Below are 22680 nucleotides of genomic sequence, written 5' to 3' on the forward strand. Positions count from 1 at the left end.
AACTGTTTTTTTTGGTGCAGCCTTTTATAAATAAAAATTTCATTTGTTGCTCATTACCTTAAAAATAAAATTTCCCTGTATTTAGGTAAAGTCCAGTAAGTATCATCAACTATTAACTCCAGCTTATCTACATGATAGCGGATTACATCAAAGTACTTGCCTTTTATATCGTCGCAATAAGCAATGGCCTTTTTACGGGTGTTGGTAATTTTGTTGGCTTTTTTGCGTGCCTCAATCATTTTTTCTACGCTGTCGCTCATAATGCTGGTATGATGGCTTATTTTTTCCAGTACCTGCACCTGGTTGGCGTAAGCATGGGGTTTTAGCCCGGCTTCTTTGAGGCCTTTTATATTTTGTACCAAAATATTCTGGTATTTAATGGCCGATGGTAATACAAATGTTGTAGCCAGGTCGCCCATTACTCTTGCTTCAATTTGAATCTTTTTAATATACTCTTCCAGCATTATTTCGTGGCGTGCTTCCAGTTCGGCATGGCTGAAGATGTGGTTGTTTTCAAACAGTACCTTTGCTTTATCGGCAGCATAGGCATCTAAGGCCAATGGTGTGTTTTTAATATTGGCTAATCCTCTTTTTAGTGCTTCTTTTTCCCATTCTTCGCTATAGCCATCACCTTCAAACAAAACCTTTTTACTGCTTACAATATATTTTTGTAAAATATGCATAATGGCTACTTCTTTCTTATCACCACTTTCAATTAATACATCTACTTCTTTTTTAAAAGTTTTAAGTGTTTCAGCCATAATAGTATTGAGCACCGTCATGGAAAGTGCACAGTTGGCCGAAGAGCCTACGGCACGAAACTCAAATTTATTTCCGGTAAAAGCAAAAGGAGAAGTGCGATTACGATCGGTATTATCCAGCATAAGCTCAGGGATGCTTTTGTGGATGTCCAGTTTCAATAAGGCTTCATCTGTTTCATCAAAATTGCTGCCTACCCTTATTTCCACTTCTTTTAAAACATCAGTAAGGTATTTGCCAATAAAAATAGAAATTATAGCAGGTGGCGCTTCATTGGCGCCAAGGCGGTGGTCGTTACCTGCACTGGCTATGGAAGCCCTTAAGAGTTCTGCATAATCATGCACTGCTTTAATGATATTAATAAAAAAAGTGAGAAACATTAAATTGGTTTTTGGCGTTTTGCCAGGTGCCAGCAGGTTTACTCCTGTATCGGTAGCAAGGCTCCAGTTATTATGTTTTCCGCTACCGTTTATGCCTGCAAAGGGTTTTTCATGAAGCAGTACTTTTAAATTATGGCGCCTTGCAACCCTGTTCATTATATCCATCAGCAAGGTGTTATGGTCCACTGCAAGGTTGGTTTCTTCATAAATTGGCGCACATTCAAACTGGCCTGGCGCCACTTCATTATGCCTTGTACGCAAAGGGATGCCCAGCTTATAAGATTCCTGTTCAAAGTCGCACATAAAAGCATAAAAGCGTTCGGGTATTGCGCCAAAATAATGGTCTTCAAGCTGCTGGCCTTTTGCCGGAGCATGACCAAAAACGGTACGACCAGTCAAAAGTATATCAGGCCTTGCGTTTGCCAGCCCGGCATCTACTAAAAAGTATTCCTGCTCCCAACCCAGGGTTGGCGTAACCCTGGTTACGTTTTTGTCAAAATACTGGCATACCTCCACGGCTGATTTTTCAATAGCTACAAGCGCTTTTAAAAGTGGCGTTTTTGTATCCAGAGATTCCCCGGTATATGATACAAATATGGTAGGGATGCACAAGGTTTTGCCATTGCCTATTTCCATTATAAATGCAGGAGAGGATGGATCCCAGGCGGTATAGCCCCTTGCTTCAAACGTTGCCCTAAGGCCACCACTGGGAAAAGAGGAAGCATCTGGTTCTTGCTGTATTAAAGCGCCTCCATCAAATTCTTCTATGGGCGTACCATCGCTTTTTAGGGTAAAAAAAGAATCATGTTTTTCTGCCGATGCTCCGGTAAGTGGTTGAAACCAATGTGTAAAATGGGTTACGTTTTTGCTTTGTGCCCAAGCTCTAAGTCCATTGGCAATTTGGTTGCCCATGTTGCGGTCAATTTTATTGCCGCTTTTAGTTGATGCAGCCAGGCTTTTATAGGCTTCTTCACTTAAGAATTGCCTCGCTGTATCAAGTGTAAAAACATTTTCTCCAAAAAAATTGGTAATAGCTCCTTTGTTTTCAAACTCGGTTTCCACTTCTCTTTGAGTAAAATTTGAAATAGCAGTAAAACGTAACGAATTCATATATTTTTAATGTTTAAGGCACAAAAAAACATATATTTATTCAATTAATCTAAATTTATTTCATAAAAAAGTTAAAAACATGGAGAAGTAGGTGGAATAATTTATATATTTTTATATATAATGTGTTTGAATTTAATCATATTCATTAGTGGTATTATTATAAAGGGGAGAAAAATGCTTCTATAACGTATGATAGCCCCGTATGCAGGTACTATAAAGCCAAAAATTAATAATACACTAACACTAAAAATTATAGTGCAGAGTACAAAAGCATGTATATCTTTAAATTTTTTTTGGTGCTTATAAATACAATAAGCAAACAGTGCCAGGTAAATAAATATTTCCAAAGCAAAAATTACAGTATCTAAAGACGCTTTTTCCCATAAATATGGCCTTAAAAAAACATGGTTTACTGCCAAAGGAAATGTACTCAAAAAATCTGCAGCAGAATAATGTAAAGTATCTGTAGTGAGTTGTGTATTTACAAGGCCAATTTCTAAAAACTCTTTTTGTTTGTTACTGATAATTTTGCCAACATTTAATTCAGGATCAAGAAAAGGTAATACAATTAAAATACCAACTGTTGCAAGGTAGGTAAATACAAAAGTTTTTACTTTTGATGTACCATAGAATTGATGCAGCCAATAAGCAAACAAAGCCGGAACAAGCGCTGCTGCTACATAATTACGAATTACCAAAAGACAAAAAAAGCAAAAGCCCACAAACAGTAACCTACGAGCGCCTAAAAATTTTCTTTTGGAAAAATAAATGCCATAAAAAATACCTGCAAGCGCCATAAACATTACATTGTCCTTAAGTATAGCAGAAGAAAAAATGAGTAAAGATGGCAAAAGGAAACATCCTGCAACAGCGGCAATTTTATTGCCCGGGTAAATATGGGCGTAAACCCTGTATAAAGCAATATGGGCAAAAAAACATAGGCTGTTGAAAAATATTGAATTGATATAAATATTGTTAAAGCTGGCCAGGTTGAAAACGGCGAGTACCTTGATAATGCTATTATTATTGAGAATATAAATTACATCATATATTTTACCCCAAAAACCGCTTTGCCATGGATAATTGCTGAAAATATTGGTAATAAAATTTGCAGGCGAATGTAGCAATACAGCAGTTTCCAGTTTTGCATCCCTAAAAAGGGAGAGCATATCGTTGTGTGGGTTGTAAAAATGTATGGAAAGCCAGCAGTACAGGCTGCCCACAAAAATTTTAAGCAGCAGCAACAACCGTATTTCACCGTTTTTTAAACCCGATTTACGGATAAAAGGGATTTTAGGTAAAAAATAGGTTATTAAACCCAGGTATATAAAAAACAATAAATAGTGCAAGTATTATTTTTTGAATGTGGGAAGTTAGTTAAAATAATTTGTTGCCGCAGCGGTACATAAAAAACAGAGCATGTACTTTTGCATATTAAAAGAAACCATTTTCACTTCATGGAAATTAACGCATCTACTGCAGCACAACTCAGGATTACCGGGGAAGAATTTGAATTAATAAAGCAAAAACTTGGGCGGGTACCCAACTTTACCGAGTTGTGTGCTTTTAGTGGCATGTGGAGCGAGCATTGCAGTTACAAAAACTCTATCAAGTGGCTGAAAAAACTGCCAAGAGATGGTAAAAAAATGCTGGTAAAAGCAGGTGAAGAAAATGCCGGGCTTATGGATATTGGCGATGGATACGGTGTGGTTTTTAAAATTGAATCCCATAACCATCCTTCGGCAATTGAGCCTTTTCAGGGTGCGGCAACAGGAGTGGGCGGTATTAACAGGGATATTTTTACTATGGGTGCAAGGCCTATTGCTTCGCTTAATTCCCTTCGTTTTGGTAAATTATCAGAAGCCAAAACACAGCATTTACTTTCTGGTGTAGTGCATGGCATTGGCCATTATGGCAATTGCTTTGGAGTGCCCACCGTAGGCGGTGAAATTTATTTTGAAGAATGTTATCATACCAATCCATTGGTAAATGCAATGAGCGTAGGCATTGTTAAAAATGGCGAAACAATTTCGGCTACAGCAAAAGGCACAGGCAACCCTGTATTTTTTGTAGGAAGCGCTACGGGTAAAGATGGCATTGGCGGTGCAAGTTTTGCCAGCGCAGAAATAACAAAAGACAGTGTGGAAGAATTACCTGCGGTTCAGGTTGGCGACCCTTTCCAGGAAAAAAAATTGCTGGAAGCCTGCCTTGAAGTAATACAAACAGGAGCCGTGGTAGGTATGCAGGATATGGGAGCCGCAGGCATCATTTGCTCCACATCGGAAATGAGCGCAAAAAGCGGTGCTGGTATGATTATTCACCTGGATAAAGTACCCACCAGGCAAAAGGGAATGAAGGCCTGGGAACTTTTGCTGAGCGAAAGCCAGGAAAGAATGTTGATGGTGGTAGAAAAAGGAAAAGAAAACATGGTATTGAAAGTTTTTGAAAAATGGGATTTGCCTTGCAGCCAAATTGGTGAAGTAACCGATGACGGCATATTGCAGTTTTTTATGAATGGAACAGTAGAAGCCCTGCTGCCTGCACACGAACTGGTATTGGGTGGTGGTGCGCCGCAATACGACAGGGATGTAAAGCAGCCTGCATATTTAAATAAAATTAAAGCATTCGATATAGCTTCTGTTAAGCGAAGAAACGATATTAAAAAAATTGCGGAAGAATTAATTGCATTGCCCAATATTGCAAGCAAAAAATGGGTGTATGAACAATACGATAGCATGGTGGGTACAGGCCTGGCAAGCACCAATTCACCCAGCGATGCGGCAGTTGTAATTGCAAAGCCTACCAATAAAGCTTTGGCATTAACTACAGACTGCAACAGCCGTTATGTATTTGCCGACCCTTACAAAGGCGCCATGATAGCCGTTGCAGAAGCGGCAAGAAATATTGTATGCAGCGGCGGCGAACCTCTTGGCGTAACCAATTGCCTCAACTTTGGCAACCCTTACGACCCCGAAGTATATTACCAGTTTACCCAGGCTATTACTGGCATGGGAGATGCCTGCCGCAAATTTGATACGCCGGTAACCGGTGGTAATGTGAGTTTTTACAACCAGTCGCCTCATGGGCCGGTTTACCCAACGCCTACCATAGGTATGGTTGGGTTACTGGATAATGTAAATGAAAAAATGACCCTGGATTTTAAATCACCGGGTGATAAAATTTATTTGTTGGGCTTAAGCCGAAATGATATCCACTCCTCCGAATACCTCCATAAATTATTGGGCATTGAGTTTAGCCCTTGCCCTTATTTTAATTTAGAAGAAGAATTTGCCTTACAGCATTTGGTAAAACAATTAATACAAAAAAAAATAATTAATGCGGCACACGATGTAAGCGAAGGTGGTTTGGCCATTACCCTTTTGGAAAGTGCTTTTCCAAAAAATTTGGGTTTTGATGTAAAACAAAACGACGACGCAATTGCAAAAGATGCTTACTGGTTTGGTGAAAGCCAAAGCAGGATTGTGGTATCTGTTGCAGCTGGCCAATCTAAAGCGTTTGAAGAAGCCGTAAAATTATCTGGTATCAAATTTTCAAATTTAGGTACTGTTACTTCTGGCGAAATAATTACTGATAGTGAAGCCTGGGGAAATATTTTCGCATGGAAAGAGTTATATGATAATGCCCTTTCAGGTTTTTTACAAAACCGTGAAGGCGAAGGGGCATTGAATATGATTTAGGTTTTGCCTTTGCTTAATCTACAACAAAAGCTGTTTGGTAAAAATTATTTACAGCGGCTACAGGTTTAAGGTTGATATAAAAGTTATGGGTAAACTCATAAAAAGCCTTGAACTCATGCATGGGTACGCTAAACTCATCAAAAGTTATAATATCCCCTTTTTTTAAAAAAGGGTAGAGCATGGATAATACAAATGCAGTTGAAGAATACAAATCGGCATCCATGTGTATCACTAATCTCCTTTGTTGATGGAGTAAATCCTGTTGATGGCCGATAAACCCTTTAAGCTTATCCTGAAAAAGGCCTTTGATAAATTGTGCCCTGCTGTCGCCTGTTGTTGGTATAGCCGAACTCATATCCCCTTTTTTATAAAAACTTCCCCAGTTTTCCGGTAAGCCTTCAAAAGTATCAAAGCCGTAAAATTGTGAAGCAGGGTTTTGGTTGTTTTGGAGCCACCAGTTAAAAGAAGCGCCTGAAGCCACGCCATACTCTAAATATGTTACAGGTTCATTTTTCAATTGAAAATGCTGGAGCAAAAAAGCATATAATTCAAAGCGTTTGTTATAATTGCGTAAGGGAGAGTAAAAGTCGGAGTAAATGAGTGTTTTTTTATTTTTCCTGATCCAGATAATAAGCTTGTTAAAGTATAAAAGGGTGAGTAATAGTTTTGAAAAAGGATGAAACAGCAGGGTTACAGGAACGGCAAGTAAGCCGTCTTTAATGAATTTTACCAGTTTAATCATGCTGCTAAGATAAGTTTTATGCAAAATGATTGCGTCACTTAAAAAAAAATATAAGTATTTTGTTGCCCAAATAGAGATCATGAAAATAACCATTATAGGCGGAGGAAACCTGGGCACGGCAATGGCCGAAGGTTTATTGAAAAGTAAATTTTGCAGTGCTGCAGAAATTACCATTACAAAAAGAAATACTGCTACCTTAAAAGATATTGCTGCTAAAGGAGTAAAGGTAACTGCTGATAATTTGTCGGCAGTAAAAAAAGCTGATATTATAATTTTAGCGGTGAAACCCTTTCAGATAGCCGATGTAATTAAAGGGTTTAAAGATGCGCTTACTTCAAAGCAAATTGTTGTTTCGGTAATAACCGGCGTAAGCATTGATGATTTAAGGGGAATGATAAAAAAACAACTCCCTGTTTTTAGGGCCATGCCCAATACCGCCATTGCCATACAGCAAAGTATTACCTGCCTTAGCAACAGCAATGCTTCTGTAAAAGAAATACAATGGATAACGCATATGTTTGAAACCGTAGGCAAGGTTGCCGTAATTGATGAGAAGTTGATGGATGCAGCAACAGTACTTGGCGCCTGTGGTACGGCTTATGCCATGCGGTATATTCGTGCCAATATACAGGGCGGTATAGAAATAGGCTTTGATGCTGCAACAGCCAGCCTTATTGCCGCACAAACGGTAAAAGGCGCTGCCGAATTGTTATTGCAAAAAGGTACGCACCCAGAGCAGGAAATAGATAAAGTAACCACGCCAAAAGGCTGTACCATTGCCGGTTTAAACGAAATGGAACACCAGGGTTTCAGCTCATCATTAATTAGGGGAATTACGGTAAGCTTTAATAAAATTATAAAAGCAGGTTAAGAAAAATTATAATGCAGGGTTAAATAAATTTGCTACCAGGTAAGCGGCTGCCCCTGCTAAAATGCCCATTAACAAATACCGTAAAGCACCCCATGCAGTATGTGCGTTATTGTGCCGGTTATAATAATAACCTACTGCATACAATAACAACCCGGTAATAACTGCAGAACCGGTTAACGCATATTTTGTATTGTTAAAAATTAAATAGGGAAAGCCAGCTAAAAAACTACCTGTTAAATAGGATATAAATGTAACCCATGCATTCTTTGCCGGGCTAATAATGGATTTGCCATTAAATTCAAGTGATGTATATTCCTTACGAACGTCATCTATAGCTTTTTGCTGATAATCTTTATGCAGCCCGATATTATCAAAAATGCGTTGTAATTTTTTAATTTCTGCCTCGGGGTTATCTGTTGCTTTAGCCGAAAAATAGCCGGCAATTGCCATAAAAATACTACCGGCTAATCCGGCAATAATTGCCCATAGAAATATATTGCAATGTTGAATGCCCGCAGAAGCCATGCCTGTTGCCAATGCAAAAGGCACTATAAGGCCATCACTTAGCCCGGAGTATATAGCATCTTTACCTTTAAAGCTACTGTACATAATAGTTTTGCAAAGATAGAATTTGTAAACTGCTGTTAAAACCATTTCTTACAAAACCCAAAAGCACATTTTGCCGTAAATTAGTATAAACTTAAAATGAAAATTAAAACGGTTATATTATTTTGTATGGTTATTTCATTATCGGCATGTGCACAAAATAAACCCGGCAATTCAAATTCTAAAAAGCAACAAATGGCTACAAATTTTATTAAAAAAGACAGCAGTGAGTGGAACAAGTTAACGGCGCAGGAAACAAATATTATTGTGCATAAAGGCACAGAATACCCGGGAACCGGTGAATTATTGCATAACAAACAAAAAGGCACTTATACCTGCCGCAGGTGCGATGCTGCTCTATATAATTCTAATAGTAAGTTTGAAAGCCATTGTGGCTGGCCCAGTTTTGACGACGAGATACCGGGAGCTGTAAAACGCATCCCCGACGCCGACGGACAGCGCACAGAAATTGTATGCTCTAACTGCGGCGCCCATTTGGGCCATGTTTTTTTGGGCGAAGGGTTTACTGCCAAAAATACAAGGCATTGCGTAAATTCTGTTTCTATGAAATTTGTGCCGTCAGGAAATTAATTTTAGAAAAACTATTCTTTTTTCTTTAAAAAAGAGCCTATACCTTTGCTTATCTTTTGAACGGCTTCAATTCCTTTGTTCAGCGGCTCAGCTGAAAATTCATTATAAGGTTCGGCATTGTAATTGTCTTCAAATTCCTGAGGGTAAATAACAAACCTGCTGTTGCCATTAAAATATTTTTTGAGTTTTGCGGGTAAATTATCCAATACACTCATATACGAAGTTGCGCCTTTTCTTGCCGATACCAATACAAATAAATCATCATCGTTTATGTAGCGGGACAGCATCAGAAAATCTTCCCAATCTGTAAAATGTGTAAAGCTTACAGAAGCGTTGGATTTACTTTTCTTTAACAACTTATCCATTACTTTTTGGGTAGCCTCGTTGCAATAAATATGCATGGGAATGCTGAGTTCCTGAGCCAGCTTTGTAAATTTGTTGAGCCATAACGAAAACCCGTTTTCATGTTCCGTAAGCGGCGGTGCGGCAATAATAATGCGTTTGTGCAATACCAATGGTTTTTCCAGTTGACAAATAAAAATTGTTTTATTGGAATTATTTAAAATAGCATCAATTTTTTCGCCAATTAATTTGTCCAAAAAACCGGTGCGTTGCGGCCACCCCAAAATTAAAATATCGGCCATTATTTCCCGTGAAATACGGGTAATTCCGCTTGCCGCATTATGATCGAGTGTGGTAATAATATTTACTTTTGTTTCTGTTGCCGAAGCCTGTTTTACAAATTCTTCCAGCTTGTTTCTTGTTTTTAAAAGGTTTATTTCCGCTTCTTCATTATTCGAAACAACAGATAAAAGAGAAACTGGGTTTGCAGATTTTTTATCTTTTATTAAAACGGCAAACTCTAATATTTTTTCAATTTTTTCAATATTGGAAATAGGCAATAAAATATGTTCTGATGCTGCACCATTGGACTTTAACAGGCTTTCCGAGTCGTCTTCGGTTTCAATAATAATTTTTTTGGCAGCTTTTTCGGTAGCAAATGAAGCCACTATACAAGTGATTAAAATTAAAATAATGGTGCCGTTTAAAATGTTTTCATCCAGTATGCCGGCATTAAACCCTACCAAAATTACGGCAAGCGTTGCCGCTGCATGTGCGCCACTAAGCCCAAAAATCAATTGCCGCTGTGCTTTGGAATATTTAAAAACAAGTTGTGTAAAAAAGGCCGCTACCCATTTTCCAATAATAGCTACCACCGAAAGTGTTGCGGCAATAATTAATGCCATTGGCCCATTTAAAAGCACACTCACATCTACCAGCATACCTACGCTTATTAAAAAAAATGGGATAAATAAAGAGTTGCCTATAAATTCAATGCGGTTCATTAACGCAGAAGAGTGGGGAATGAGTTTATTTAATGCAAGGCCAGCCATAAAAGCGCCGATAATAGGTTCTACACCGGCTACCTCTGCCAAAAATGCTGCAAAAAATACTACGGAAAGTACAAAAATATAATGCGATTGTTTTTCACTTTCCAGTTTGCGGAAAAACCATTTGGCTATCCTCGGAATAATTAAAAACATGATTACAGAAAATATAGTTAAGGAAACACCCAGTTTCAACCAAAACTCATTACTTAAACTCCCCTGGTGGTTGCCCATAATTACGGCAAGTATTATGAGTACGGCAGTATCGGTAAGAATTGTACCACCTACCGTAATGGCCACTGCCTGGTTTTTTGAAACGCCAAATTTGCTTACTATAGGATAGGCAACAAGTGTATGCGTTGCAAACATACTTGCTGTAAGAAAACTGGTGTTAAAATTATATTTGAGTAAATAAAAACATACCGGGAAGCCAATAGCCAAAGGGATGATGAAGGTGAAAAAGCCAAATAAAATACTTTTATTACGGTTGGATTTAAATTCGTTTAAATCCAGCTCCAGCCCTGCAATAAACATAATATAAAGCAATCCAATAGTAGAAAAAAGGTCAATGGCAGAATTTTTTGCCAGTATATTTAATCCATGCGGGCCAATTACCACGCCGGCAATTATTAAACCAATAATGCCGGGGATATTTATTTTCTTCAATAGTAGCGGCGACAATAATATTATAAAGAGGATCAATGAAAATATCAACACCGGGTTTTTCAAAGGCAATTCTATCTCCGACATAAAATGTCTAAAAAATTCTATCATAAAAATATATTGGTTATTGCTGAATTGATTTTCTAAAGTACATATTTAAATCCAGTTTTTTATTCATTAGCTTTAACGCTATTCTAACAATATTTTATTGAATATTCCCTATGCAAATAAATTTAACCCTTAATAAATAAGAAATAATTTTCTTGTGTTGTAAAAACACAGGAAACCTTTTTAGATAGGAAAGATGCATAATCTTCATTATGCATTTGCTCCAACTTCGCCAGGAGAATAAATAATTTATTTACCCATCCGGTTAAATGCCGAAACCATTTGTTTGCCACGCAACATAATTTTCAACCCTTTTCTTTTTAAAGAAATTGCAGGGTTTTTTTTCTCATGTTCTTCAAGGCTGTATTTGTAGGTATCAATAATATCCCGGTAAGAAAGGATGCCAATTATAGTGCCATCATCATTGGATACAACCGGCAATACATCTATATTTTCTTTTGCCATAGTTTCTACAGCAGTTTTTAATGAATCATTCAGGCTGATGTAAATTTTGTTTCTTTTTATGAGGCTGCCCACCAGGTTTTCCGGGGTGTGTATATTGCTGTATAAATTAGATGCGCTTAATATTCCCCTGTATTCGCCCTGGTTGCTGGAAATTATAAAATAATTGAGCTTATAATCCGGCTCCAAATCCAGCCATTCCCTTACTTCTTTTATTTTATTTTCTTCGCTAATGATTATTCCGTTATCGGTTAATATTTGTTCTACGGTAAGTTTTTCCAGAATATCCGGTTCATAAGAATTGGGTGTATTGATTCCCCTGCGGGCAATTTTTTCCGTCATTATGGTATTATCCATAATAAAATACGACAGGAAATAGGCGCCGGTACAACTGGCCAGTAAAGGCAGCAAAGCATTGGACTGCCCTGTTGTTTCTAATGCAAAAATAATAGAGGTAATAAAAGCCCTTGAAGCGCCTGCAAACATTGCCGCCATGCCCACCAGTGCAGCTAAAGGAATGTAAATACCCGATTGCGGAAAATAATCATTGATTACATGCCCAAAAATTGCACCTGCAGCACCCCCAATGGTAAGTAATGGCGCCAAAGTACCACCCGAAGTGCCACTGCCCAAAGAAACAGACCAGGAAATAAATTTTAAAATACACAACGATAGTAAAAGCTGCATAGAAACAGAGCCCGAAAGGATATCGGCTATATTATTATAGCCAACCCCTAAAGTTCGTGGAGAAAAATATCCCACAATTCCTACAGCAATACCACCTATCATGGGCCACCATGCCCAATGCACGGGTAATTTTTCAAAACTGTCTTCAATAAAGTATACAATTTTAGTAACCAATACCGAAAGCAAACCTACTACAATACCTAATGCGCTATACCATGCAATTGCACTATTAGATGCCGGCTCAATGGTATCAATAATTGGAAAAACAACTCCCGGCCCAAATAAAAAATGATGGCCAGCTGCACCGGTGATACAGGCAAGAGAAACGGGTATTATTGAACGGGGAGAAAATTCGAAAAGTAATAATTCTATTGCCAGAAATATACCTGCAATGGGGCTGCCAAAAATTGCCGACATACCAGCGGTAGCTCCGGCAGCAAGTAATATTTTACGTTCGTTGTTGGAAATTTTCATTATTTGCCCAATGGTAGAACCCAATGCACCACCAGATGCAATAATTGGCCCTTCGGCTCCAAAAGGCCCGCCGGTTCCAATTGAAATAGCCGCTGAAATTGGTTTTAAATATGTAATGGTTGGTTTTATTTTACTCTTGTTGGTCAATATTTGTTCCATTGCTTCGGGTATGCCGTGCCCACGAATGGCTTTTGAACCATAATAAGCCATTAAACCAATAATAAGCCCGCCAATTACAGGAATGGTTATTACAAACAAACCCAAATTATTTTCTGCCGGTGTTATGGGTGCAAACGAAAAATTTCCGTAAAAAGAAATATTGGTAATTAAATCTATGAGGTGCACCAGCAGTTTTGCAATAATGCTTACACCAATGGCAATTACAATTGCCGAAATAGAGATAAACAGCAGCCTCCTTTTATTAAATGATTTTTTGGGTTGTACATTTTCGATTGCTAAAGTTGGGTCAAGTGAAAGGGAAATAGGGATACCTGTGTTGTGTAAATTATTGCTTCTCATCGTTTGTTATTAATATATAGCGATCAGTTAAGTGTGGAACGCTATTTATATTTAGAAGTTTGATAAACCCTTGTAATTATATCTATTTGAGTTTACCGGGATTGATATAGCGGCAAAAGTACAAAAGGAATAGTAGAAAATGTGCATTTGTTTGCATAGAGGAAACATAAAAACTTTTTAATGCTAAAAAATTATTTAAGACGATACAGATTTAAACGTTTCATTATTTTGAATTATGGTAACACTTGCGTTTACGGTATTTACTGCAGGGCCGCCAGGTAAAGAATAGCTAAAAAAACGTAAAAAACGTGGGACAGGTGTTACATGAAGCGTTTTTGAAGTAACGCCAATGGGAAAACTTTTTGTATAAGCCCACTAAGCCTAAGCCAACAAGTATGGTATGGTAAACTGTTGACGAAGCAAAGGTTACCTTAAGTGTACCAAAATTGGTTGCCTGGTTGCCTGGTGCAGACTCATTTGATTTTTTACAGCAACTGAAAAAGATTATTACCGAGGATATTAAAAGAATACATTTCATATAAATGTATTTTATGGGTACACTTATATTCATCATACTTTACAACAGCCTTAATGTAAATTAATATTGTTTGTGAAAAGAGGGCCTAAAATTTTAAAGTAAATGATAAATAGGGGATGAGTTTAAATTCACTGGTGCCGGTTTTTAATTTTATGCTTTTGCTGGCCAGTGAACCCTTTAAATTATAGGAATATTGATTGTCTGAGCCGTTTATGCTATAAACACCAGCTTTAAAAGAAGCATAAGCTTTTTTGTTTTTGAGGCTGTGAAAAGTCAGGGAAGCATCGTAGCGTTGAAAGTAATTTGCCCTGTACTGGTTGTTTTGAGTATATTGATAGGTGAACTGGTAGGCTTCAATGAGTTCTTCTCCAGTGGGCGCCGCCTGTAGTGTGTCTGTAAACACTATTCCTCCCTGGGTATAAACATTGCCCGAGGCAAAGCTCCATAGTGCCGACAAATCAAATCGTGTTGTAAGGGAATACCTCATGCCGATATTTGCCGTATGGCGGTGATCGTATTTGTAAGGGAATTCATTGCCGTTGTTAATGCTTGTAAATTGCCGCCAGCTCCAGGCCAATGCATAACTTCCCTGGAAAGATAATTTTTTGCCGGTTTTATTAATGAGTATTTCTGCGCCATAGCTCCGGCCCTTGCCCAATTCAATATTTTGTTCCCAATTATCGCTATGGATAAAAGTACTTTTGCCATTGGCATAGTTTGTAACATTCATTAAACGTTTATAATATGCATCCAGGGATATATTCCAGTTATTTTTTTGTTTAAACACAAAACCAATATTATAAATCTCACTCCACTCCGGTTGTAATTTTTTTGTACTGGGTACCCACATATCCCGGTTGGCCCCGGCATAAGGGTTTATTACCAAATGTAAATACTGGTTCATGCGGCTGTAAGATGCAAATAGTTTATATAATGGGCCAATGCGATAGGCCATATAAAAGCGAGGCTGTAAATTCCAGGTACTATAATCCTCCATACGGTATGCGCTGGCCCTTAAGCCCGATTTCGCAAAGAACTTTCTCCCAATTTTAATTTCGGCTTCAGCATAAGAATATATAGCTTTAAACTGAAGAGGCCTAAAGGCTAAAAACCCCTGTTCATCCTCTTCTTCGGTATTGGTAATTTTACCTTCAAATGGTTTTGTTTTGTTTTGCTCCAGTTTTAGGCCTGCATTAATTTTTATTTTTTTAGAAACAAATATTTCTGCACCTGTTTTTGCATTATAGTTTTTAAAGGATGCATAAGAGCTGATGAATTTTGTGCCGAGGCTCAGATCTTCCTCTACTTCATCATCTATTTCTTCCTCTTCATCTTTTTCATAAAATAAAAATTGTGAGCTGGCCAGGTTATGGTACTCGCTAAAGTTGAGCGAGGTATGTATAAATGATTTTTTGCCCAGTAGTAAATTCCATTGTAACGATCCGGTATGATTACCCCATTTGTGTAAATTTCCCGTGTATTTTCCCGTTTGTCTTAGTTGGTCTTCGCCGGTATAAAAGTTGATAAATAATTTGCTGGCAGGGCTTATAATGGCCGACAACTTAATGTGTGTATCATAAAAACTGGATTTTATACCATTTTGCAAAGAATCATAAAATGGGAAAGGGATACTTTTACGTCCAGAAACCATTAAGGCAATTTTATCTTTTACCAAAGGGCCTTCGAGGGTGAGGGCCGCAGCAAGCGGGCTTGCATTTATTTCTCCCTGCCAGCTATTCATATTACCTTGTTTAGTAAATATGTCTAAAACTGATGATAAAGAACCACCCAGCCTTGCCGGGAAATCGCTTTTATAAAACCGCATACTTTTAAGTACTGTAGGGTTTAATATAGAAATAGCGCCTAGCAAATGCGTAGGGTTGTAAACCGGGTTGCCATCCAGCAAAAAAAGATTTTCATCGGTGCCGCCGCCACGTACCTGGAAACCGCTGAAAGAATATGCTGCATTTTGCAAGCCTGGTGATAAATATAAAAACTGCAAGGGATCATCTTCATTCATTAATCCGTTAGAATAGCTTTTTTCATGCAGCACCGTTACAGAGCCTTCTTTTACCGCAGCATCTGTGGCTACCACTACGGTAGATAAAGTGTCGTTTATCATAACCAGCGATATATCTTTTCTTATATTTCCATGGATGTTTAAGAGCAAACTAACTGGCTTAAACCCGCCGTAGGATATTTCCACAAGGTGCTGCCCGGTTGTAAAAGCTAAATTAAAATACCCCTGGTTGTTGGAGGCAACGCCCCTTTGCGTAGCAGGTTCAAAAATAGTTGCACCGGCAAGCGACTCGTTGCTTGCATATTCTTTAATATATCCGTAAAAATTATATTGTTCTTTATTAAAACCGGGCAAAGAAAATATTTCTGCTGAGGGAATGAGTATAATTTTATTGTTGTGTTCCAGCAATTTTATTTTTTGGCCATGCAAAATGGTTTGTAAAACTTCAGCAATAGTTTTTTCCTCGCCGGTTAAGCGCACCATTTTACCTGCATCAAAATTTGCAGACGAATATTCCAGTACAATTCCACTGCTTTTGCTTATTTCCTGCAAATGTTGATTGATGCTTGCATTTTTTGTGCTGGTATGGTAAGGCATTGAAACCAGTTTTTTTTGGGCAAAGGCATTGAAGCCGGCTTGTGTAATTAAAAGTAAAATAAATAAATATCGCATTATAAATAAATGGGCAAAATATTTTTAAATATAACTATCGCTAATTTTTTTAAAAAAGTGAGCCGGTTATTCTGAAATCAATAATTTATTTCCCTGCATTTTTATAGCCAGGCCGGTTAATAATCCCAGTTCTTTTATCACTTGTTCTAATGGCTCATTATTGAAAATTGCCGTTATTTTATGAATACCAAGGTTGCCGGCAATTTCTATTTCTATGTTGTAGTAATTTTTTAAATCTTTGGCTACAATGGTCAAAGCTGTATTATTAAAAGTTAATATCCTTGTACTCCAGGATATGAGATTGCTGGTGTCCACATTTTTTCTTTGTACTTTTTCTTTAACATTAACGGCAGATTCCCCTGCTTTGAGCAAGATGGCCGGTTGGGTTTCTCTTTTAGTTGTATAGCTAACTTCGCCTTCCATTACGGTAACCTGTTCAATGATACCAGTGCTTTGAACTAAAAACAAAGTGCCAATATCTTTAATTAAGCTGTTGGCGGTAATAACTGAAAAAGGGTTTTGGGCATTGTGTACCACGTCAAAAAAAGCTTCACCCTCTAATTTTACCTGCCTGATTTCTTTGCCGAAATTTTCGGGTATGGATAATTTGCCACCTTTTCGTAAACTTATTTTTGTGCCATCTTCCAGTTTAATTTCCAGGTTGGCCTTTTGCGCAAAAGTTTCACGCCATTCAATTTCTTTTGGTTTTAGTAAAAAATAAGCAACTGATATTACCAGCAATAACGAGGCGGCTATGGCCATTGCTCTTTTCCAGGGAAACATTTTTACTACTTTTGTTTCCCTGCCCATGATTTTTGCTTTTACATGTTGCCAGGCCAAATGGGTATCAACGGGAATTAATGCTGCCGAAGAAGTATCTGCCCAAATTTTTTTAATCAGGTCAAATTCTTCGGCATTGGATGGATTGTCAGTTATCCATTGCTCCAGTTGCCGGCTTTCTTCCGGGGTTTGTTCTCCATTTAGGTAACGGAGCATTATTTCCTGTATATGAATATTTTCACCCATATTTAATTTAAAAACGTATTATTAATAAAAACCCCTATGGCTTGAGACAAATTTTTTTCAAAAAAAATAAAACTGAGCATGGCCGCATAAATATTATTTTCTTTTGCAAATGCTTTCATCAGCCGTATGGCTTTGCCCATTTGATTCTCAACAGTTTTTACGGAGATGCCCAGGCTTTCGGCTATTTGCATATAGGTGTGGCCACTAAGCCTGCTCAGTAAAAAAACTTCCCTACATTTTGGCGGCAGCAGCTCCATGGCTTTTGCAATTAACTCCTTTGGCTGGGCAGCTTCTTCATTTTTCTCAAGAAAAATTTTCATTTCATCGGTAGCATCTTCATCTTTTAATTCTTCAAAATAATTTTTTTTGTTTTTTTGAAGCCGTGTGATACAGTTATTGCGTACCGCAGTAAAAAGGTAGTATTTCAATTGGGTAGCACCAATTTCCAACTTTTGTTTTTCCCAAATCTTAATAAATAATTCCTGTACGACATCTTCACTACTTTCTGCATCTTTTAAAAACGTAAATGCATAGCTGCAAAGCTGCTGGTAGTGTTGTTTGAAAAGGGTTTCAAAATTTTTTTCTATTTCTGTTGCTTCCTCCATTGATACGATGAAGTTATTACTTTTTTTTTGGTAAGCTTTTATGAAATACCCTTTTCGAGAGTATTACTTAAAACTGGTTAAGTTTTCAATTTAGCAAAAAGGTAATTACATGCTCAGATAAAAAAATATTTAGTATTAGCGTAGGGGTTTTTGTTTTTGGACAGTTTAAACAAAGAGATGCAATTTTATCCTGAATTATTTTAATCGGTCATTTTAAATAAAAACGATGCAAAAAGAAACCGTTCAAAAACATTTAAGCAACTTAAGCCCAATTTCACTAACGGGGTTGGATACTGTAAAACTTTTAAACCGGGTAGACCGGAAATATATTATTCCTGTTACAAGCTTGTCGCAAATTATTCAGTTGCTTAAGAACAATCAATACTCTGTATTGGAAATAAACGGCTGCAGGGCCTTTAGTTATTTAACCACATATTACGATAATGATGCGTATGCTTTTTTTCACGACCACCACAACCGCCTTTCCAACAGGATTAAAGTAAGGACCAGGTCGTATTTAGAAAGCAACCTGCATTTTTTTGAAGTAAAAGTAAAAACAAAACTGCGAACCAATAAATACAGGGAAGTGCTCCATGCATCCAGTACACAATTATCGGATGCGCAAAGCAATAAAATAAGGGAATTTTATCCCAGGCAACTTACAGGACGGCTGGATACAACTTTAATCAATACGTATAACCGTATTACGCTGGTAAATAAAGATAAAACGGAAAGGTGCACCATAGATGTGAACCTTACATTCACAAACCCTGCATCGCTTCATGAAGAAATTTGCGTAAATGATATTGCCATTATTGAAGTAAAGCAATCGAAAACTTCGGTATTAAATGGCATCATTGCAGCGCTTAGAACTATGAGGATACCGCCCTCCAGCATTAGTAAGTATGTGCTGGGCTTAATACTTACCAGGCCAGAGATAAAGCACAATGCCTTTAAGCCATTGTTACATAAAATCAATAAAATTAAAGCACAGCAATTACAATTTTCTTAATATTTTAAAATACAACAATCATGAAAAAATTATTATTTCTGCTACCTGCTTTCCTTTTTATTAGTATTGCGCCTGCATTTGCCCAGGATACCAACCTTGTGGAAAAAGTAGTTAAAGATTTTAACCTCGGAGAAATGGGCATACGCTTTTTAATTAACCTGGTTGCAATATTCATCATGGTGCGCCTTGTTTATTTTGCAAAGCATAAAAACCGGGACTTTATGTTTACTCTTATATTGTTTAACTGTGTAAATTTTCTCATTTGCTTTTTACTGAGCGGCGCAAACCTGGGTATTGGCTTTGCTTTTGGCCTGTTTGCCATTTTCTCCATTATGCGTTACCGAACCGTAACGGTGCCGGTAAAAGAAATGGGTTACCTGTTTATTTGCATTGCCATGGGCTTAATTAATTCGCTGGCAACAACACAGGATAACTATATGGTATTGATACTTGCTAATGTATTTATTTTAATTCTGCCCCTGTTGATGGATCGCACCGCAAGCGCTTTAAATAATAATAATAATATGCTTATACAGGACATTATTTATGAACGTATTGACTTGATTAAGCCCGAAATGAGGGAAGTGATGATTGCAGACCTGCGTAATCGTACAGGATTGAATATTCAAAAAATAGAGGTTGTAAGTATAGACCTGATGCAGGATATAGCGATGCTAAAAGCGCATTCCTGCAACTCGGTTACCTTACTTAACGAGCAATTGAAAAATTCAGAAATGACTGAAGCAACAGTTGAAAAAACCTACAAATACGCAAATGCAGATGGAAGCGCAGTACTCTCCGGAATTGCCCTTGTATAACTACTTTAAAAATAAATAACCACTTGCCCAAATATGCTTTGCTTTTATAGGTAAAGCATATTTGAGCAGATAAAAACTATTATCATGAAGTATTTAAAAATATTTTTTCTTTTTTTGTTATCCGTATTGTTTATTATAAAAAGCAAGGCCCAGTTGTTTGACGAATGGGAAGCCAGGCCCAATATTGCTTTAAAGTATAAGTTTAACAAACAATGGTCTGTAACCGGTACCTATTACCATTATTTGGAAAATAATTTTAAGCAATATAATAAGTCGGTGATGAGTGTAGATGCAGGCTTTAAAATTAACAGCTGGTTAAAAGCAGGCATTGATTACCGATATGGATTTAATTCCAGGAAGCATTATCATGATATCCGCTATTCCATCGCATTTGACTTTAAGCTTTCGCCCAGGTGGAAGGTTGCTTACCGGCCTATGATGCAGCAGGAGTTTGTTTCCCTTAAAAAAGAGCACCTGGTAAAAAATCCTATTGAGTATTTTTTGCGTAACAGGCTTACCCTAAGTTATGATGCAACAAGTAATTTGGAGCTTTATGTATTTACCGAAAATTATTTGGAAATAGAAGAAGGAAATATGGGCTTTTACCGGCAAAAAAGCGCCCTGGGTAGCGATTATAAATTAAATGGTCGCAATAAAATAGGCTTTCGGTTTGAAGTAATCAATAAAAAGAATGGCAAAATGGTAGCCAGGCCAAACCTAAGTTACACGTACAGCCTGGGTTATGGTAAAAAAATAAATTAGCTGGCAGATTTTTTTTAATTCAATTGCTTTTCAATTCTCCTGTCGGGGATTATCCAAATTAAGGCAACTATGGAATAGCCAATAAAACCCAATAAGGGCGAATAAAGTGAAAAGACAATTGCAAAAATATAAAGGGCAGTAGAAGCATATTCTTTGGTTTTATTTTCCAAAGCTTTGCCAATAATTGAATCTTTTCCTTCATGCTTTATGGCAATTTTTTCCAGTATAGTATAGGTAATGGCACAGAGCAAGAGGTTTATGCCGTATAAAAATACCGGAGTTTTTTCGCCAGGATTTGTGCCCATCCATTCGGTGGTAAACGGCAAAAGAGAAAGGCAAAACAACAAGAGTAAATTTGCCCATAGAATTTTTCCATTTACTTTTTCAATTGCCTGAAATAAATGATGATGGTTGTTCCAGTAAATACCCACATATGCATAGCTGAGCAAATAAGAAATAAAAGAAGGGAGCACTTCCTTTAGTGAGGCAAAATTTGCTCCTTTTGGAACCTTCATGCCCAAAACCATTATGGTAATAATAATGGCCAATACGCCATCACTAAATGCTTCCAGCCTGTTTGATTTCAAAATGGTATATTTTTGTTTCTTTAATTATATGCCTGGTTCATTCGTTTGTTCCTGCATATTTCTTTTTACTTTTAAATATTCAGCAAAGCCCAGTATATCCCAAAAAATATTACCGGTAACTTTTCCTGTTTTAATGAATGAATATATTACTCTAAACGGCATAGCCAAAATATAATAATAATTCCTCCGGATACCACAGGCCAATACGGTACAATTGTTTTTTTCAAAAACCTTTTTCAGTTCATTAACGGAGTATAGCCTTACATGGGTTGGGTCGTCTTTAAAATTAAGGGTACCGTACATAGAAGGCAATGTGGTACTTTTTTTTCCGGGATATTCAATATAAAAATACCCGCCAGGTTTTAATTTTTTTACCAAAAGCGGCAATACCTCTTCTCCATTGTGTAAATGCTCAATTACATGCGCCATCATAATGGCATCAAAAAAATTATTGGGTATGGCTGAATAGTCCAATAAGGTAAGGTCAAGTTCATAAAACTTTTCCATTTTATTAAAATCTGTTTCGCTATTGGAATAACTTTTGCTTATGTCAAGCCCATAATATTTGCAATTGGGGAACAGGGCTTTTGTACGGGATGCAGAATTATTGCCTGCACCTACATCAAGAAGGTTAAAGGCTGTATTAGCAAAATATTTATGTAAAAAGCGAAATTTTAAATTGATTTGTTTTTTTAAGAAGTTCAACATATTAATTGCTGAGATTTTGTGCTTTAAGGTAGGGATAATAAAGTTTGATAGAAAATGGCATTTTTTCAGCTCCTTAAAATTTTCTCCATTTTTCTTCCTTTTGCCAGTTCATCCACCAGCTTATCCAGGTATCGGGCTTTTTGGGTTAAGGGGTTTTTTATTTCTTCTATGCGGTAGCCGCAAATAAGGCCGGTAATTAAATGTGCATTGGGGTTTAAGGTTGCATGTGCAAAGAAGGTTTCAAAGGTTACTTTCTCTTTTATGAGATGCTCCAGCTTCTTTTTAGTAAAACCGGTGAGCCATTCAATTACCTGCTCCAATTCTTTAAGGGTTCTGCCCTTGCTTTCTATTTTGGAAATATAAAACGGATATACCGTTGCAAAAATCATTTGGGCAATACGTACATCATGGTTTAATGCGGCACTCATGGTTTTATGTTTATAGATATTGAGCATTATTTCAGGCGAATTAATTTTCCTTTTCTTTTAATTATATTTTTATAATCCCATTGTATGGTTTTTGCTTTACCGAGCCAGCGTTTAAGGTCTGATTTATTTACTGCATCAATGGATGGGTAAAATAGCGAGGCATCTTTAAATTTTTCTCCTCTCACATTTAATTTTTCTTCGTTAAAGCCAGCGCCGCTCCAAAACATCAGCCTTATGCCGACTTTTTGATTACTGTAGCCTGCAATAGGGTTGCCCTCCAGAAACCACACCGGGTGGCCATGCCATATTTTGTTTTCGGCGCCAGGCAATTTTTTTGAAATTTCCATAGCCAAAAGCTTACAGATGGCTTTGCCGGTTGCCTGTTTGTTGTTATAAGCCAAAATTGCTTTACCAATGACAGCAGGTTTTTTAACAAAATTTGATTT

General features: G+C 37.3%; 19 protein-coding genes. 6 read left to right on the forward strand and 13 right to left on the reverse strand.

Annotation, left to right across the window (positions count from 1 at the left end):
• Positions 1–53: 53 nt before the first annotated feature.
• Together IPO46_09125 and IPO46_09130 are read right to left on the reverse strand one after the other, a co-directional pair.
• Positions 54–2249 carry a glutamine synthetase III gene (locus IPO46_09125; protein QQS62284.1) on the reverse strand — a complete coding sequence of 732 codons (2196 nt, stop codon included), beginning with the start codon at positions 2247–2249 and terminating at the stop codon, positions 54–56.
• Between the two features lie 101 nt (positions 2250–2350).
• Positions 2351–3598, reverse strand: a complete 1248-nt coding sequence (locus tag IPO46_09130; protein QQS62285.1) for a hypothetical protein — start codon at positions 3596–3598, stop codon at positions 2351–2353.
• 108 nt (positions 3599–3706) lie between these two features.
• On the opposite strand from IPO46_09130, the gene purL reads away from it, so the two are divergent.
• Positions 3707–5947 carry a phosphoribosylformylglycinamidine synthase subunit PurL gene (purL, locus tag IPO46_09135; protein QQS62286.1) on the forward strand — a complete coding sequence of 747 codons (2241 nt, stop codon included), beginning with the start codon at positions 3707–3709 and terminating at the stop codon, positions 5945–5947.
• A 13-nt stretch (positions 5948–5960) separates the two neighbouring features.
• On the opposite strand, the gene IPO46_09140 is transcribed toward purL, so the two are convergent.
• Positions 5961–6689: a class I SAM-dependent methyltransferase gene (locus IPO46_09140; GenBank protein ID QQS62287.1), complete on the reverse strand. Its 729-nt coding sequence runs from the start codon at positions 6687–6689 to the stop codon at positions 5961–5963.
• Between the two features lie 79 nt (positions 6690–6768).
• On the opposite strand from IPO46_09140, the gene proC reads away from it, so the two are divergent.
• A complete protein-coding gene (proC, locus tag IPO46_09145) occupies positions 6769–7560 on the forward strand; it encodes a pyrroline-5-carboxylate reductase (protein ID QQS62288.1) in 792 nt (263 codons plus the stop codon).
• Between the two features lie 6 nt (positions 7561–7566).
• Here the strand turns inward: proC and IPO46_09150 are convergent, their stop codons facing one another.
• Positions 7567–8169, reverse strand: a complete 603-nt coding sequence (locus tag IPO46_09150) for a VIT1/CCC1 transporter family protein (protein QQS62289.1) — start codon at positions 8167–8169, stop codon at positions 7567–7569.
• Positions 8170–8265: 96 nt separating this feature from the next.
• Here IPO46_09150 and IPO46_09155 point away from each other — a divergent pair, with 96 nt between their 5' ends.
• Complete coding sequence (locus IPO46_09155) at positions 8266–8757, forward strand: methionine-R-sulfoxide reductase (protein ID QQS62290.1); 492 nt, start codon at positions 8266–8268, stop codon at positions 8755–8757.
• Positions 8758–8768: 11 nt separating this feature from the next.
• Here IPO46_09155 and IPO46_09160 read toward each other — a convergent pair whose 3' ends face one another.
• From IPO46_09160 to IPO46_09180, 5 genes are all read right to left on the reverse strand, one after another.
• The gene (locus IPO46_09160; GenBank protein ID QQS62291.1) at positions 8769–10919 is read right to left on the reverse strand and encodes a cation:proton antiporter; all 2151 of its coding nucleotides are present in this window, start codon (positions 10917–10919) and stop codon (positions 8769–8771) included.
• A 246-nt stretch (positions 10920–11165) separates the two neighbouring features.
• Positions 11166–13058 carry a chloride channel protein gene (locus IPO46_09165; protein QQS62292.1) on the reverse strand — a complete coding sequence of 631 codons (1893 nt, stop codon included), beginning with the start codon at positions 13056–13058 and terminating at the stop codon, positions 11166–11168.
• Positions 13059–13681: 623 nt separating this feature from the next.
• Positions 13682–16288, reverse strand: coding sequence for a carboxypeptidase-like regulatory domain-containing protein (locus IPO46_09170; GenBank protein QQS62293.1), 2607 nt, complete (start codon positions 16286–16288; stop codon positions 13682–13684).
• Positions 16289–16354: 66 nt separating this feature from the next.
• The gene (locus IPO46_09175) at positions 16355–17314 is read right to left on the reverse strand and encodes a FecR domain-containing protein (protein ID QQS62294.1); all 960 of its coding nucleotides are present in this window, start codon (positions 17312–17314) and stop codon (positions 16355–16357) included.
• Between the two features lie 2 nt (positions 17315–17316).
• Positions 17317–17919, reverse strand: a complete 603-nt coding sequence (locus tag IPO46_09180; protein ID QQS62295.1) for an RNA polymerase sigma-70 factor — start codon at positions 17917–17919, stop codon at positions 17317–17319.
• Between the two features lie 226 nt (positions 17920–18145).
• Between IPO46_09180 and IPO46_09185 the strand changes: the two genes are divergently transcribed.
• From IPO46_09185 to IPO46_09195, 3 genes are all read left to right on the forward strand, one after another.
• Complete coding sequence (locus tag IPO46_09185; GenBank protein ID QQS62296.1) at positions 18146–18931, forward strand: polyphosphate polymerase domain-containing protein; 786 nt, start codon at positions 18146–18148, stop codon at positions 18929–18931.
• A gap of 20 nt (positions 18932–18951) precedes the next feature.
• A complete protein-coding gene (locus IPO46_09190; GenBank protein QQS62297.1) occupies positions 18952–19749 on the forward strand; it encodes a DUF4956 domain-containing protein in 798 nt (265 codons plus the stop codon).
• A gap of 84 nt (positions 19750–19833) precedes the next feature.
• Positions 19834–20511 carry a DUF2490 domain-containing protein gene (locus IPO46_09195; GenBank protein QQS62298.1) on the forward strand — a complete coding sequence of 226 codons (678 nt, stop codon included), beginning with the start codon at positions 19834–19836 and terminating at the stop codon, positions 20509–20511.
• 14 nt (positions 20512–20525) lie between these two features.
• Here the strand turns inward: IPO46_09195 and IPO46_09200 are convergent, their stop codons facing one another.
• The 4 genes from IPO46_09200 to IPO46_09215 form a co-directional block, all read right to left on the reverse strand.
• Positions 20526–21098: a DUF1211 domain-containing protein gene (locus IPO46_09200; GenBank protein QQS62299.1), complete on the reverse strand. Its 573-nt coding sequence runs from the start codon at positions 21096–21098 to the stop codon at positions 20526–20528.
• Between the two features lie 24 nt (positions 21099–21122).
• Positions 21123–21806, reverse strand: a complete 684-nt coding sequence (locus IPO46_09205; protein ID QQS62300.1) for a class I SAM-dependent methyltransferase — start codon at positions 21804–21806, stop codon at positions 21123–21125.
• A 65-nt stretch (positions 21807–21871) separates the two neighbouring features.
• Positions 21872–22234 carry a DUF2200 domain-containing protein gene (locus IPO46_09210; protein ID QQS62301.1) on the reverse strand — a complete coding sequence of 121 codons (363 nt, stop codon included), beginning with the start codon at positions 22232–22234 and terminating at the stop codon, positions 21872–21874.
• A gap of 26 nt (positions 22235–22260) precedes the next feature.
• The gene (locus IPO46_09215) at positions 22261–22650 is read right to left on the reverse strand and encodes a DUF1801 domain-containing protein (GenBank protein ID QQS64366.1); all 390 of its coding nucleotides are present in this window, start codon (positions 22648–22650) and stop codon (positions 22261–22263) included.
• Positions 22651–22680 lie beyond the last annotated feature (30 nt).

It is taken from the genome of Chitinophagaceae bacterium (assembly GCA_016699815.1).
GTDB lineage: Bacteria > Bacteroidota > Bacteroidia > Chitinophagales > Chitinophagaceae > Ferruginibacter.